4 protein-coding genes are annotated in these 17252 nt (G+C 60.7%); all 4 read left to right on the forward strand.

From position 1 onward, the window contains the following. Positions 1-122 precede the first annotated feature (122 nt). The 4 genes from HX898_RS03430 (at position 123) to HX898_RS03445 (ending at position 17232) form a co-directional block, all read left to right on the forward strand. Complete coding sequence (locus HX898_RS03430; protein WP_180194007.1) at positions 123-14216, forward strand: DUF4214 domain-containing protein; 14094 nt, start codon at positions 123-125, stop codon at positions 14214-14216. Positions 14217-14362: 146 nt separating this feature from the next. Further along, positions 14363-14773, forward strand: coding sequence for a hypothetical protein (locus HX898_RS03435; protein WP_138390951.1), 411 nt, complete (start codon positions 14363-14365; stop codon positions 14771-14773). A 258-nt stretch (positions 14774-15031) separates the two neighbouring features. Next, positions 15032-15802: an SDR family oxidoreductase gene (locus tag HX898_RS03440; RefSeq protein WP_180194008.1), complete on the forward strand. Its 771-nt coding sequence runs from the start codon at positions 15032-15034 to the stop codon at positions 15800-15802. A gap of 170 nt (positions 15803-15972) precedes the next feature. Next, positions 15973-17232 carry an adenylate/guanylate cyclase domain-containing protein gene (locus tag HX898_RS03445; protein ID WP_180194009.1) on the forward strand — a complete coding sequence of 420 codons (1260 nt, stop codon included), beginning with the start codon at positions 15973-15975 and terminating at the stop codon, positions 17230-17232. Positions 17233-17252 lie beyond the last annotated feature (20 nt).

Here is a 17252-nt window from a genome sequence, read left to right on the forward strand (position 1 = left end):
AAAGATCGTGAGAACTCTTGATGAATACTCTCAGCGTCACATTCAATTTCGATAACCTTAAGAATGAGTTCGATCAATTCAACAAAGAAGTTGGCAGAGCGGCATTTGCTGTTCAGTCATTCATGGCCTACACGATCTCGGCAACTTACGCGGAAAGTACGCGCGCCACCAAGCAGCTGGGAATAAACAACATAGCCTCGCAGCTCGCCAACGGTGAGTTCGACCACATAGCAACGGCTGTCTCGACGGACTCATCGATCAGTGCCTACGCGCGCATGGCGGCACGTTCTGATCTGCTGACCAAAAGTCTTCTGCCGGTGGACGCAGGACTCGATCTCCTGGCTAATGACAAGCAATCGGCTCTAAATCGGACCGTGGGAATTTATGTCGACGACAGTATAGCCCTCTCCGCTGGCCGCATCGCAGTATCGCTCGCAAGCGGCATGGTGGGCGCAGCAGCCAAAGAATTTCCAGTCACCTTCGCTATTTTGGGAGGCGCCGTAGCGCTCACCTACAGTGAAGAGCTCGGTCCTTCCGTTCGGAACTACGTCGCCGGACAATTCGACGCTGTGGACGAAGCCAAGTATTACGCAACCCAAGACTACAACGAGAAACAACTCGCCACAGCAGTTCTCGATCGGCTCGGCATATCGCAGGCACCGTTATTAGATGCGGACCCACTCGACGTTTACGCTCCTTATGCTGGTCTCAGCATCAGCAGTGGATACGAATTACCCGCGAACCAGGTGGCATCTACCGACTTTGCCGCCGATCCCAGCAGCAATTTCATAGACCCAGGAAATTTCGGTTTCACCGGTATTCATGGTTCGGCGACTACACCGACATTCTCGGATTATTTCTATCAGGATGATTGGACCTACAGCAGCGGGTCGGATGACAATAATCCTTCGTCGTCGCGATCCGATTCTTTTTCGAGTGGACAAGGATCGAACGAGTATGACTTCAGCTACGACACCAGTCACGACAGTAGCCGCGAACCTGCCGATCCGGATACCGGGTCGCTTGGTGGTGTGAGCTACAGCAACTCCGGCGGGCAGCATAACGTAAGTATCGATACCGGACCGAGCTACTATGACCCGGGCGGTTTTTTCCCGAATGTCGATGGTGAGCTTGACGACGATTCTAGCGGCGATGACGATGACGACAGTGGCGACGACGAACCAATCGTCCTCGACCTTGACGGCAACGGTATCAAGCTGACGCAGCAGACCTCGTCGATCACCTATTTCGACATGGCCGGCGACGGCAAGAAGCATCTGACCGCATGGGCAGCGGCCGGCGACGGCGTGCTGGCGATCGATGCGAATGGTGATGGCAAGATCGACCAGAAGAGCGAGATCGATTTTACCGCGTGGGACCCGACGGCGGCGACCGACATGCAGGCGCTGCGTGATGTCTTCGATACCAACCACAACGGAAAGCTCGATGCCGGCGACAGCCGTTTTGCCAATTTCAAGGTCGTCGTCACGCAGGCGGATGGCACGCAACAGCTGAAAACCCTTTCGGACCTTGGCATCACGTCAATCGATCTTATCTCGAACAACCAAACAACCACTCAACCCGATGGCTCGGCCATCAGCGGCACCGCGACATTTCAGCGAGCGAACGGTTCGACCGGCACGGCGGCGGACGTGTCGCTGGCCTTCGACAAGACCGGCGTCGTCACGTCAACCTCGACGTCGCACTCCGCAGACGGGTCGACTGTCATCGACACGAAGGTCAGCGGCACTGATGGAAGCCTTCAGTCCGAGCGCATCCTGACGACCTCGGCAGATGGTCTGACCCGCACCCTGACGATCGATACGGATGGCGACGGCATCATCGACGAGCGGCAGACCGATGTGATCACCGTTGCAAGCGACGGCAGTCGGACGGAAGTGCTCGCCGACTTCGATCATGGCGGCTCGATCCTGATTGACCGCACGACCACAGTGACCAGCGCTGACGGCAAGCTCGTTACCATCTCCAGAGATCAGACGGGAGGCGGCTTTACCACCCAGCGGGAGACCGATGCCACCGCCGCGAACGGTACGCTGACCGTTACAATGACCGACCTGAATGGCGATGGCTCGGAGAAGGATCAGACGACAACGATAACCAGTGCGGATGGTTTGACAAAGACGAAGACCGTGGACTCCACAGGACGCGGCATCGTCGATGCCACCACGACCGATATGATATCGGTGGCGAACGGCGGAGCACGAACTGAAGACGTCAGCGAATATGCCGGCACGGGTACGGCAGGCGCCAGCCGTATCGACGAAACGGTGACGGTGACAAGCGCCGATGGCCGCAGCAAGAGCGTAACCACCGATCTCGACGGCGATGGGCTAACGGATCAGCTTCAGTCAAACGTCATTGTCGTCAACACCGATGGTACGTCCGAGGCCACGCAGATTGTGAAGAGCGCTGACGGAACCCTGCTCAGCAAGACCGTCACGACGCTCACCGCCGACTCCCTCGTTCGTTCAACCAACACGGATGCCGACGGTGACGGTGCCTTCGAACTGACCCACCAGGACAGCACTGTGATTGCCGCCGATAGCAGCCGGGTCGAAACTGTCACTGACAAGAACGACGATCTGACGTTGCGGAATCGAACAGTGACGGCCTGGAGCGCAGATGGGCGCAGCAGGACGGTTCAGACCGATGCGAATGGTGACGGAGGATCCGATTCCGTCGAAACGATCGTGGTGGCCGGCGACGGAACGATCACGGATACGCTCTCGACCTTCAACCCGGCAGGAACCGTTTTATCATACGAGACGGTGACGACGACGTCGGCCGATGGATTGTCAAAGAACATACGGTCCGATGAGAATGGCGACGGGTGTTTCGACAAGCAATTGGATACCGCGACCGTCATCAACACCGACGGCTCCTCGACGACCACGGTTACGAACTGGAACGGCGATCACAGTGTCCAGACGGGCAAGACCATAACCACGGTCAGCGCCGACGGAAAAACCACCATCGTCGATACTTATCTTGGCGCCGGCAGTTCGAAAGATACTTCAGAACGAGATACGACCGTACTGAATGCAGACGGTTCCCAGACGCATATGGTCGTCAAAGCCGCTGGCGCCACGTCGGCGCAAATCGGCAAGACGGTCACCGTCACCAGCGCCGACCGCCGGAACGTCACGACCAGCACCTATCTCGATCAGTTCTCCAGTCCCGAACAGGTCACGATTTCAAACATCGCCGCCGATGGCAGCGAAACGACCTCCTCGTCGACTTACAGCGCCGATGGACAGCATTTGCTCCAATCTTCGTTGACGACGACGAGCGCCGATCGCCTGACGACCATTGCCACGACGGACAGCGATGGGGATGGAGACATCGACCGGCACAGCAGCGACGTGATGGTGCTCAACGCGGACGGAAGCCGGGTTGAGACTGTCTCCGATTATGCCGGCACGGCTGTTGCTGCCGCCAATCTGACCGACAGGCGCGTGACCACCACGAGCGCGAATGGCCGCCAGATCACCGTTCAGTCCGATCTCGATGGCGACGGAACCTTTGACAGCGTGACCCGTGACGTCACTTCCTTTAACCCGGACGGGTCGAAGGTGGAGATAGTTTCGGACTATGCGGGCAACGGCACGACGCTTGTCGATCGAAACACCATCACGACAAGCCATAGCGGATATAGCAAGGTGACGACGCTCGATGCCGATGGTGACGGACTTGTCGACACGACCGTGACCGACGTCACGGCGCTTAACGCCGACGGCTCGACCACCGAAGTGATCACGGTTGAAGACGGCTCTGCACTCCGCAGCAAGGTGGTAACGATCGAGCAGGCAGACGGCCGAACGAAAACGTTCGATACGGATGCGAACGGCGACGGCGGGTTCGACACCGTCGAGGCGGTCACTGTTGCCGCCGACGGTAGCACGATCGATAGTGTCTCGACCTTCAGCCCGGACGGAACGATCCTCGAAAAACGCGTCGTCACGACGACGTCGGCCGACGGTCTTGTAAAGACGGTGGAAACTGATGCCGATGGCGACGGCGACTTCGACAGCCGGTCGGTGACGGCAACCACGACAAATGCCGACGGGTCATCGACGGTCACCATTACTCGCAGCAACGGGAATGGAAGCACGCAGACCGGAAAGACCGTGACGACGATCGGCGCGGATGGTCAAACACTCACGACCGACACCTATATCGGCAGCGACTCCGCCGTCGACAAAACGGTTCACGAGGCCCGCACGCGCAATGCAGACGGTAGTATCCTCGACATTCAGGACGGTGTCGCCGGTGTCAATCGCCTGAAATACGTCCATACGCTGACGACAGCGAGCGCCGATGGCCGCAGCAGTACAAGTGATCTCTCGAACGGTATTCCGCCAACCAATGCGCAGACGACCGTCAACTCGGTCAATAGCGATGGTTCGCAGGTCACGATCGTCGAAAGCTACGGCATCAACAATCCGGTCGCGTTCAACGAAATCAAGACGACGACCGTCAGTGCCGACGGGTTGACGAAAACGGTGAAGAACGATTTCACCAACAGCGATGACACCGACTCATACAGCGAAACGATTTTCGATGGGACGGTGCTCAACGCCGACGGCTCGCGTACCGAGACGCTGCGCGATACCAATACAACAGGCCAGGTTATCGACCAGGTCATCAAGACGACCTCGACCAATGGCGACCTTGTCACCCAGCAGTGGAGCGGCAATCATAGCTGGGCGACAAGCGCGCTTACGGTCCGCAATAGCGATGGCAGTACCACGACCACGACGAGCGCCGGCACGGCGCTGTCGGGTTCCGGCGTCACGGGGCTCGTCGACCAGGAGGTCCAGACGGTTTCGGCAAACGGCCTGACAAAGACCACTGCGATCGCGCTCTCAACGAAGAATGCGAAGACCGATACCTCGATCCAGAATGTCGACGGCAGCAAGACGGAGACTGTCCAACTTTCGAATACGGTCACCGGCCATCTGCTGCGTTCGGAGACGACCGCAGATAGCGCCGACGGCCTGTCGCATACGGAGAGCCGAGACAGCGATGGCGACGGCGTTGCCGATCACAGCGAAACGACTGTGACAGCCGGCAATGGTGTCAAGACGACGACGATCTCCAATTTCAATTCCGACGGCACTCTCAAGGATCGCTCGACGACGTCAGCCAGTGCGAACGGTCTGGAGACCGATTACAGTTTCGATTCGGACGGGGACGGCGTGATCGATCGCAGGCGAACGGATGTTGCCGTTCTCAACCCGGACGGCAGCCGTACCGAGACCATTACCGATCTCGCCCCCGATGGTATTGCCGTCCTCGACAAGGTGACCAGCACCACGAGCGCCGATGGGCTGAGCAAGACACAACTCTCTCAGCTCGACGCAGCCGGACGTGTCTCGGAATCACAGATCGACACCACGGCCGTCGATGCCAATGGAGAACTGGTCGAGTCGAGCACGACCAGTTACCAGGACGGCAGCAAGCGCAGCGGCTTTGTCCGTTTGACGAGTGCAGACGGACTCGAAATCGTCACCGATTTCGATCACGATGGTGACGGCGTCATCGACGAGAGCCAGCTGTTCAACACCGATGCGGCAGGAAACACCTATCAGTCGCTCGACTATCCGACCGGAAAGTCCTGGCGCACGGGGGCCGCGGACAGTTCGGCCGACGGCTTCGTTATCAACGTCGATGACGACGGGCGCAGCACCGACGTAACGATTTTGTCGCCGGACACGCCGTCCGATCCAACGAGCGCGCCTACCGATCTCGGCGACGAGTTCATCTCGGTCTCCGCCGAGGCGAACGGCTCCTATAGCTGGGAAGCGGTTTCGACAACCGGTTCGGTCACTGCCTATGTCCGGCACGGGATCGATCCGGATGGTATCGATACCATCACCTGGTCGAATGTGCGTGGTCTCAGCGGATCGGCGCAAATCGAGATGACCGAGGAAAACCTCGACGTCGCCGAGATGCAGCGGATCTACGATGTCGTCTTCGACCGCGACATGCAGAACTCCGAGCGCGAGCAGCTAGGGACCTACCTGACCCAGGGTGCGCTCAATACGACGCAACTTGCGACCGACCTCATCGCAAGCGCAGCCTTCACGTCGAACTACGGGACCTTGTCGAACGTAGGCTTCGTCGAAGTGCTCTATCAGAACGCCTATGGACGCAATGCATCCGTCAGTGAGATGCAAACATGGCTCGGCAAGCTGAGCTCCGGCGGCATTACGCGGGCGGGCCTGGTCCTTGCGATTTCGGAGAGCGCCGAACATCAGGTCGTCGGCAATGACCACGTCACGACCAATGTGACTTCGGGCAAATATCTACATTCGACAGACAAGGCCGCGGCGACCGAAACTGTTGATCGTCTTTATCGTGTCCTGCTCGGCCGCGATCCGTCAGGAAGCGAAGCCGCCACGAAGGCAACCGCAATCACCGGCGGTACCGAAACCCAGTTCCAGGTCGCCAATGACATTCTGGCCTCCTCGGCTTTCACGACGCTCTATGGCGGCCTGTCAACGGCAGATCTCGTCAATCAGCTCTTCCTCAATGCCCTCGGCAGGGTGCCGACCGCGTCGGAGGCATCTTTCTGGATGTCAGCACTCGGATCCGGCACCACCAAGGCTGACTTCGCGGTCGCTCTTGCGGTCAATCAGTCCTATCTGTCATCGACGACGGGGAGCGGCATCGACGTTGTCGGCACCGCCGGCACCGATATTCTGACGGGCGGGACCGGCGACGACACGATCGATGGCGCGGCCGGCAACGATGTGATCCTCGGCTTCGCCGGAAATGATACGATTGTCGGGGGAGCGGGTGCCGATACGATGATCGGCGGCGCTGGCGACGACACCTATGTCGTCGACAATGCGGGCGATGTGGTCACGGAGAATGCCGGCGAGGGCAATGATACGGTGAAGACGGCGCTGGCGAGCTACACGCTCGGCGCCAATGTCGAGAACCTCGTCTACACCGGGACGGCAGCCTTCACCGGCACCGGCAACGAGCTTGCCAATGCGATCACGGGCGGGGCAGGCGCCGATACGCTCGACGGCGGGGCGGGGGCCGACACGCTGACCGGCGGCGCTGGCAACGACACCTATGTCGTCGACAATGCAGGCGACGTGGTGGTCGAAGCAGCCGGGGCCGGGACCGACACGATCAAGACCACGCTCAACAGCTATTCGCTGGCATCTCTAGCGAATGTCGAGAACCTGACCTTCACCGGCACGGGTGACTTCATCGGGTCAGGCAATGCTGCGGTCAATGTGATCACCGGTGCCGCCGGCAACGATATCCTGGACGGCGGCGCAGGTGCCGACACGATGGTCGGCGGTGCGGGCAACGACATCTATATCGTCGACAATACAGGCGATGTGGTGACGGAAGCGGCCAGTGCCGGGACCGACACGATCGAGACGAGCCTGGCGATCTACTCGCTGGCCGCACTCGCCAATGTCGAGAACCTCACTTACACCGGCACAACGGCCTTCACCGGCACCGGCAATGCGTCTGCGAACGTCATCACCGGTGGAGCCGGCAACGATACGCTCGACGGCGGAGCAGGTGCCGACACGCTGATCGGCGGCACCGGCGACGACATCTATGTCGTCGACAATGCCGGTGATGTGATCACGGAGAATGCCGGCGAGGGCACCGACACGGTCAAGACGGCGCTCGCCTCCTACACGCTGGCCGCCAATGTCGAGAACCTGGTCTATACAGGCACCGGAACGTCGGCGATCTTTGCCGGCACAGGTAATGCGCTCGACAACGTCATCACCGGAGGTGCGAATGCCGACACGCTGTCTGGCGGGGCGGGCAATGACACGCTGGACGGCGGGGCCGGAGCAGACCAACTGATCGGCGGCACTGGCGACGACATTTATGTCGTCGACAATGCCGGCGATGTGGTGACGGAGAATGCCGGCGAAGGCAATGACACGATCAGAACGAGCCTGGCGACCTATTCGCTGGCCTCGCTCGCCAATGTCGAGAACCTGGCCTACACCGGGACCGCTGCCTTCACCGGCACCGGCAATGCCGTGGCCAATATCATTACCGGCGGCTCGGGCAACGATACGCTCGACGGCGGCGCGGGGGGCGACACGCTGACCGGCGGAGCGGGCAACGACACCTACATTGTCGACGATGCGGGCGATGTGGTCGTGGAAGCGGCGGGCGGCGGCACCGACATCGTCAAGACGGTGCTTGCAAGCTATACGCTGGCAGCCAATGTCGAGAACCTCACCTATACCGGATCGTCAGCCTTTGCCGGCACCGGCAACGAGCTCGCTAATGCGATCACGGGTGGCGCTGGTGCCGATACGCTTGCGGGCGGAGCCGGCAACGATACGCTCGATGGCGGCGCAGGTGCCGACACGCTGATCGGTGGCAGCGGTGACGACACCTATATCGTCGACAATGCCGGCGATGTCGTCACCGAGAATGCCGACGAGGGCACCGATACGGTCAAGACCTCGCTGACCACCTATACGCTCGGCGCCGATGTCGAGAACCTGACCTATACGGGCACGGCGGCCTTCACCGGCACCGGCAATGCGCTCGACAACCTCATCACCGGTGGGACCGGCGCCGATCACCTGGCAGGTGGCCTCGGCAACGACACCTATGTCGTCGACAATGCTGGCGACGTGGTGACGGAGAATACAGGCGAGGGCATCGACACGGTCAGGACCTCGCTTGCCAGCTACACGCTGGCCGCCAATGTCGAGAACCTGATCTATACTGGTGCTGCAGCCTTTGCCGGGACCGGCAATGGCCTCGACAACATGATCACCGGCGGTGCCGGCGCCGACACGCTGACGGGTGGGGCCGGCAACGACACGCTCGACGGCGGGGTTGGTGCCGACAAGCTGATCGGCGGCACGGGCGACGATACCTATGTCGTCGATAATGCCAGCGACGTGGTGACCGAGAATGCCGGCGAGGGCACCGACACGATCAGAACGAGCCTGGCGACCTATTCGCTGGCCGCGCTCGCCAATGTCGAGAACCTGACCTACACCGGCACGGCCGCCTTCACCGGCACCGGCAATGCGTCTGCGAACATCATCACCGGTGGAGCCGGCAATGACACGCTCGACGGCGGAGCCGGTACCGACACGCTGATTGGCAGCACCGGCGATGACACTTATGTCGTCGACAATGCCGGCGATATCGTCGTCGAGAACACCGGCGAAGGCATGGACACCATCAAGACATCCCTCACAAGCTATACACTCGGGGCCAATGTCGAAAACTTGACCTTCACAGGAACGGTGGCCTTTACCGGCACGGGTAACGAGCTCGACAACGTCATCACTGGTGGGACCGGCGCCGACCATCTCATTGGCGGGCTTGGAAACGACACCTATGTCATCGACAATGCCGGCGACGTGGTTACTGAGAATGCCGGCGAGGGCAATGATACGGTGAAGACGGCGCTTGCGAGCTACACGCTCGGTGCCAATGTCGAGAGCCTCGTCTACACCGGGACGGCAGCCTTTGCCGGCACCGGCAACGAGCTTGCCAATACGATCACGGGTGGGGCGGTCGCCGATACGCTCGACGGCGGAGCGGGTGCGGACACGCTGACGGGCGAGGCTGGCAACGACATCTATGTCGTCGACAATATCGGCGACGTGGTGGTGGAGGCCGCGAGCGCCGGCACGGACACGATCAAGACCACGCTGAACAGCTATTCGCTGGCGTCGCTGGTCAATGTCGAGAACCTGACCTTCACCGGATCGGGCGACTTCACCGGGTCAGGCAATGCCGCGGTCAACGTCATCACCGGTGGCACCGGCAATGACATCCTCGACGGCGGAGCAGGTGCAGACACGCTAGTCGGCGGCGCGGGCAACGATATCTATATCGTCGACAATGCTGGCGATGTGGTGACGGAAGCCGCAAGTGCGGGAACCGACACGATCGAGACGAACCTTGCGACCTATTCGCTTGCGAGCCTGGCCAATGTCGAGAACCTGACTTTTGCCGGTACCACACCCTTCACCGGCACCGGCAATGCGTCGGCGAACGTCATCACCGGTGGAGCCGGCAACGATACGCTCGACGGCGGAGCCGGTGCCGACACGCTGATCGGCGGCACCGGCGACGATATCTACGTTGTCGACAACGCCGGCGACATCGTCACCGAGAATGCCGGTGAAGGCACAGACACGGTCAAGACTGCACAGACGAGCTATACGCTTGGATCGAATGTCGAGAACCTGGTCTATACCGGGACGACGGTTGCCTTTGCAGGCACCGGCAACGAGCTCGACAATGTCATCACTGGTGCCTCGGGTGCCGACACGCTAACCGGCGGCGCCGGTAACGACACACTCGATGGTGGAGCAGGAGCAGACCACCTGATCGGCGGCACTGGCGACGACATTTATGTCGTCGACAATGCGGGCGACGTGGTGACGGAGAATGCCGGTGAAGGCAATGATACGGTGAAGACGGCGCTGGCGAGCTACACGCTCGGCGCCAATGTCGAGAACCTCGTCTACACCGGGACGGCAGCCTTCACCGGCACCGGCAACGAGCTTGCCAATGCGATCACGGGCGGGGCAGGCGCCGATACGCTCGACGGCGGGGCGGGGGCCGACACGCTGACCGGCGGCGCTGGCAACGACACCTATGTCGTCGACAATGCAGGCGACGTGGTGGTCGAAGCAGCCGGGGCCGGGACCGACACGATCAAGACCACGCTCAACAGCTATTCGCTGGCATCTCTAGCGAATGTCGAGAACCTGACCTTCACCGGCACGGGTGACTTCATCGGGTCAGGCAATGCTGCGGTCAATGTGATCACCGGTGCCGCCGGCAACGATATCCTGGACGGCGGCGCAGGTGCCGACACGATGGTCGGCGGTGCGGGCAACGACATCTATATCGTCGACAATACAGGCGATGTGGTGACGGAAGCGGCCAGTGCCGGGACCGACACGATCGAGACGAGCCTGGCGATCTACTCGCTGGCCGCACTCGCCAATGTCGAGAACCTCACTTACACCGGCACAACGGCCTTCACCGGCACCGGCAATGCGTCTGCGAACGTCATCACCGGTGGAGCCGGCAACGATACGCTCGACGGCGGAGCAGGTGCCGACACGCTGATCGGCGGCACCGGCGACGACATCTATGTCGTCGACAATGCCGGTGATGTGATCACGGAGAATGCCGGCGAGGGCACCGACACGGTCAAGACGGCGCTCGCCTCCTACACGCTGGCCGCCAATGTCGAGAACCTGGTCTATACAGGCACCGGAACGTCGGCGATCTTTGCCGGCACAGGTAATGCGCTCGACAACGTCATCACCGGAGGTGCGAATGCCGACACGCTGTCTGGCGGGGCGGGCAATGACACGCTGGACGGCGGGGCCGGAGCAGACCAACTGATCGGCGGCACTGGCGACGACATTTATGTCGTCGACAATGCCGGCGATGTGGTGACGGAGAATGCCGGCGAAGGCAATGACACGATCAGAACGAGCCTGGCGACCTATTCGCTGGCCTCGCTCGCCAATGTCGAGAACCTGGCCTACACCGGGACCGCTGCCTTCACCGGCACCGGCAATGCCGTGGCCAATATCATTACCGGCGGCTCGGGCAACGATACGCTCGACGGCGGCGCGGGGGGCGACACGCTGACCGGCGGAGCGGGCAACGACACCTACATTGTCGACGATGCGGGCGATGTGGTCGTGGAAGCGGCGGGCGGCGGCACCGACATCGTCAAGACGGTGCTTGCAAGCTATACGCTGGCAGCCAATGTCGAGAACCTCACCTATACCGGATCGTCAGCCTTTGCCGGCACCGGCAACGAGCTCGCTAATGCGATCACGGGTGGCGCTGGTGCCGATACGCTTGCGGGCGGAGCCGGCAACGATACGCTCGATGGCGGCGCAGGTGCCGACACGCTGATCGGTGGCAGCGGTGACGACACCTATATCGTCGACAATGCCGGCGATGTCGTCACCGAGAATGCCGACGAGGGCACCGATACGGTCAAGACCTCGCTGACCACCTATACGCTCGGCGCCGATGTCGAGAACCTGACCTATACGGGCACGGCGGCCTTCACCGGCACCGGCAATGCGCTCGACAACCTCATCACCGGTGGGACCGGCGCCGATCACCTGGCAGGTGGCCTCGGCAACGACACCTATGTCGTCGACAATGCTGGCGACGTGGTGACGGAGAATACAGGCGAGGGCATCGACACGGTCAGGACCTCGCTTGCCAGCTACACGCTGGCCGCCAATGTCGAGAACCTGATCTATACTGGTGCTGCAGCCTTTGCCGGGACCGGCAATGGCCTCGACAACATGATCACCGGCGGTGCCGGCGCCGACACGCTGACGGGTGGGGCCGGCAACGACACGCTCGACGGCGGGGTTGGTGCCGACAAGCTGATCGGCGGCACGGGCGACGATACCTATGTCGTCGATAATGCCAGCGACGTGGTGACCGAGAATGCCGGCGAGGGCACCGACACGATCAGAACGAGCCTGGCGACCTATTCGCTGGCCGCGCTCGCCAATGTCGAGAACCTGACCTACACCGGCACGGCCGCCTTCACCGGCACCGGCAATGCGTCTGCGAACATCATCACCGGTGGAGCCGGCAATGACACGCTCGACGGCGGAGCCGGTACCGACACGCTGATTGGCAGCACCGGCGATGACACTTATGTCGTCGACAATGCCGGCGATATCGTCGTCGAGAACACCGGCGAAGGCATGGACACCATCAAGACATCCCTCACAAGCTATACACTCGGGGCCAATGTCGAGTTCCTCACCTATACCGGGACTGCCGCCTTCACAGGGACCGGCAACGAACTCAGCAACACGCTGACGGGCGGCGCCGGCGCCGATACGCTTGTTGGCGGCGGCGGTGATGATTTCCTCGACGGTGGGGCGGGAGCCGATCATCTGATCGGCGGCATCGGCGACGATGACTATGTGGTGGACAATGTCGGCGACGTGGTGACGGAAAATGCCGGCGAGGGAAGCGATACGATCTTCACAACGCTTGCGACCTATTCATTGGCAGGCGTCGCCGATGTTGAGAACCTGACCTACACCGGGACGGCGGCGTTTAACGGTACAGGCAACGCGCTGAATAACGTCATCAGGGGTGGCGATGGTGTAAACATTCTGGATGGTGGCGCCGGTGACGACACATTGATGGGCGGCTTTGGCAACGACACCTTCATCGTTGACAGCCTGAACGACGTAATCATCGAAAATGCCGGAGCCGGGACCGATGTGATCAAGACGGCGCTTGCCAGCTACTCGCTGGCCGCAATCAGCAATGTCGAAAACCTCATCTATACCGGGGCCGCTGATTTCATGGGGACGGGCAATGAGCTTGCCAATACGATTACTGGCGGCGTTGGCAACGATGTCCTGGATGGGGGAGCCGGCATCGATACGCTGATCGGCGGTGCGGGCAATGATACCTACATCGTCGACAAAGCCGGCGATGTGGTCACCGAAGCTGCCAACGCCGGGATTGATACGATCAAGACGGCGCTCGCCAGCTATACTCTGGCCTCGCTCACGAATGTCGAGAACCTCGTCTATACCGGCTCCTCGGATTTCGTGGGAACCGGAAATGCGTCTGCGAACGTCATCTCGGGCGGGTCGGGCAATGACACGCTTGATGGTGGAGCCGGCGCCGATACGCTGACGGGTGGTACCGGAAATGACATTTATGTCGTCGACAATATTGGCGACATCATCGTCGAGAATGCCGGCGAAGGAACCGATACGGTCAAGACGTCTCTGACGAGCTATACGCTTGGATCGAATGTCGAAAACCTGACCTATACCGGAACGGCGGCGTTCACCGGCACCGGCAACGCGCTCGATAATGTCATAACCGGCGGCAGCGGCGCCAATCGACTGTCAGGTGGTGGGGGTGACGACATCTTGATCGGCGGCGCGGCTGCGGACACGTTCGCCTATGGCGCCAACGGTGGCATAGATACGATCGTGGGCTTTGCCGCTTCCGGAACTGCCCACGATGTGCTCGCTGTCGATAGCTCGGTCTTCGCCGACTGGGCGCATCTTTTGGCTGCCTCCACACAATCGGGCAGCGATGTGATCATCACGGCAGACTCGGACGACAAGATCATCCTCAAGAACGTGGCGGTTGCGAGCCTGCAGCCGGCGAACGTTCAGTTCCTGTGAGGAGGAAAGGGGCAATCATCCGGCATGTCAGAACCTGGCTGGTCTATCGAGTGCAGTGGAGCGCGCGGCCAAATGCCTCACCAAGTTGCCCTGAATTCCGAGCGTAGTTATCGAGAGCAGCATTGAGTGAAGGAGTTCACAGTCGCATGTTTAAGTTCGCCGCCTTCTTTCCCGTCGCACTCGGTTTATCGTTGGCCAGTTGCTCAACCGTCTCCGGCGGCATTAAAGAAGCAAGCCATCGGTTCACCGCGGTCAGCGGGGAACGCACACGCCTGCATCAAGCCTGGCATGTGAAGCGTGACTGCAGCGCCGATACGCCACCGAACGTTCGCGTGATGACGCCGCCAGCCCATGGCAAGATCGACCTCGTGGTTCAGGATGTTTATCCGAACGCCAAGGGCGAGGCAGCGAAATGCAATGGGATAAAAACCGGCGGCGTGGTCTCCTATTACACCTCCGCGCCTGGCTACGTGGGAATGGACAAGGCAACGGTCCGGGAGTCCTACGGCAATGGTCGAGTATTCGACCTCGAGCTTGAATTCAACGTTGTTCGGTGAATTTATCTCGATCGAGATACCCGCTATTGCCAAGGGCCGGCCTTCCGCGCCACCGACGTGGCCGACCATCCGACCCTTGGGCCACCGACCTGGGTCGAGCCGCGGGTCTCAACCCGTCCTTCGGACCCCGCTGGGGAGAAGAGGGAGCCAAGCCAGACCTCCTGATGCCACAGCATAACATCTCGTTCTGCTATTGCCAAATTAGTTGACTGAGTCCATTAATTGCAGCGATGGACGAGGTCGAGTGCGACGAAAATCATGAGCATATTGGACAGATTTTCACTGGCAGGTCAGGTGGCGCTGGTGACCGGCGGCGGGCGTGGTCTGGGCTTCGAGATGGCGCGCGCCCTTGCCGAGGCCGGCGCGCATGTCATCGTCAACGGACGCACGGCGGCGACGCTGGAAGGCGCCGTAAAGACCATCCGTGCCGCGGGCGGCACGGCGGAGGCCGCCGCATTCGATATCGCCGAGCGCGAGGCACAGCGTGCTGCGATGGCCGATATCGACAAGATCCATGGTCGCCTCGATATTTTGATCAACAATGTCGGCGCCCGCGACAGGCGGCCGCTGGCCGAATTCGACGATGATTCCATCATCGAGCTGCTGCGCACCGACCTAGCGGCGGCGATGACGCTGTCGCGGGACGCTGCCGTGCTGATGAAGCGACGCAATCACGGCCGCCTGATCGCGGTGACCTCGATCAGCGGCCATGTCGTCATGCCCGGTGACTGCGTCTATCCGGCAGCCAAGCAGGGACTGACCGGACTGATGCGCGGCATGGCGGTCGAATTCGGCCCGCACGGCATCACCAGCAACGCAATTGCGCCCGGCTGGTTTGCCACCGAGACGAACGCGGCGATGGCTGCGAACGAGGAATTGATGCCCTTCGTGCGCCAGCGCATCCCGGTCCAGCGCTGGGGACGGCCGGACGAGATCGCCGGCGCGGCGCTATTTCTGGCAAGCGCCGCCGCTTCGTTCGTCAACGGCCACGTGCTGACGGTGGACGGCGGCATGACGGTCAGGATGTGAGATATCCGCAGGTGCTGCGGCACCGTCTTTCATTTCTGCCGCACTCTCCACCGCTTCTCGTCGGCAGGCAATAACGGCAACGGCAGGTACCATTCCTTCTTAGCCTGCCCTGTGGTTGTCGTTGCCGGAGTCGGTGACTAGAAATATCTGCCTGACTCGACTATTGGTTGATGTGGCGCCGCCCCGGTTGGTCATCGCCGTCCATTTGCCCGATTTCCAACCATAAACTGCGTCGGTCATTTGGAGGTTCGGAAATTAACAATCATATTCAGTGGCTTATAGAACATGGAATCACAGCCGAGCATATTGGCGAGCTGATAGCTGGATTGTGCGATCGGCTGATCGCGGATGGCTTTCCGATCTGGCGGGGAAGCATCTCAATGCCGTCTATTCATCCCATGTATGGCGGCGTCTCGGCCAATTTCGTGCGCGGCGGTGCGACCACGATCGAGAATGCCGAATATGGCAGTGCGGCAGTGCTGAGTTTCGAGAAGACCCCGATCTATTTTCTTTTGGGCCGTGGCGAAACGTCAGGTCGATGGAACATCGCCAAGGGCGAGGGTGTCGATAACTACCCGCAGCTTGCGGAATTCGCGCATGGCGGCGGCACGGATCACCTGGTCAGCCTGCTGGAGTTTCCGAAGGAGGCTGCGCTGCGCGGGGTCAGTCTGTCTCTCACAAGCGACAGGCCGGGCGGATTTTCTGATGATCAACTGGCGATCGTCGCGAAGCTCTTCCCGGCGCTGGGGCTGGCTTGTTATCGTATCGCGGCAACGAAAACCGCATCGGATATCCTCGCCGTCTATACAGGCGCCAAGACAAGTGCACGCATCCTTGCAGGCGATATTCAGAGGGGAAAGGGAGGGGCGATCAATGCGGCGATCCTGCTTGCGGACCTGAGAAACTTCACGGCGCTGACCGAGGTTTATCAGCCGGGCGAAATCGCCGGGTTTCTGAATGAACACTTCGAGCTGATCGGCTGGCATGTCGAGGAAAATTCGGGCGAGATCCTCAAGTTCATGGGCGATAGCGTGCTGGCGATCTTTCCGACCGATGCTGAAGATCCGCAAAAGGCCTGCATGGCCGCACTGGCTTCCGCAAGGAATATTCTGGAAGCCAACAAGGTGCTGAACGGTCAGCGGAGGAATGAGGGAGGTCCTGACATCGGCGTCGATGTCGTGCTGCATCTCGGCGAGGTCTTCTATGGAAATATCGGCGCACGCGGCAGGCTTGATTTCACGGTGATCGGCAGCGCCGTCAACGAGGCCTCGCGCCTCGAAAAACTCTGCGGCACGCTCGGCCATCATCTTCTGATGTCGGAAAGCTTCGCCGTCACTTGCGCCGTCGCCAACGAATGTCTGGGATCCTTCGAGTTGCGCGGGGTTTCGAAAGCGGTAAACGTGTTCAAGCTTGCCGACGCCGTATCCTGAAGCGTCGATCCGATCGGCGC

The organism is Rhizobium sp. WYCCWR 11128 (assembly GCF_013416305.1).
In the GTDB taxonomy this organism is placed as follows: Bacteria; Pseudomonadota; Alphaproteobacteria; order Rhizobiales; family Rhizobiaceae; genus Rhizobium; species Rhizobium indicum.

What these genes read in the sequence shown, in the direction of transcription:
- HX898_RS03430 (WP_180194007.1), top strand. Translation starts at nt 123, where the DNA reads ATGGCCTACACGATCTCGGCAACTTACGCGGAAAGTACGCGCGCCACC.
- HX898_RS03440 (WP_180194008.1), top strand. Translation starts at nt 15,032, where the DNA reads ATGAGCATATTGGACAGATTTTCACTGGCAGGTCAGGTGGCGCTGGTG.
- HX898_RS03445 (WP_180194009.1), top strand. Translation starts at nt 15,973, where the DNA reads ATGTGGCGCCGCCCCGGTTGGTCATCGCCGTCCATTTGCCCGATTTCC.
- HX898_RS03435 (WP_138390951.1), top strand. Translation starts at nt 14,363, where the DNA reads ATGTTTAAGTTCGCCGCCTTCTTTCCCGTCGCACTCGGTTTATCGTTG.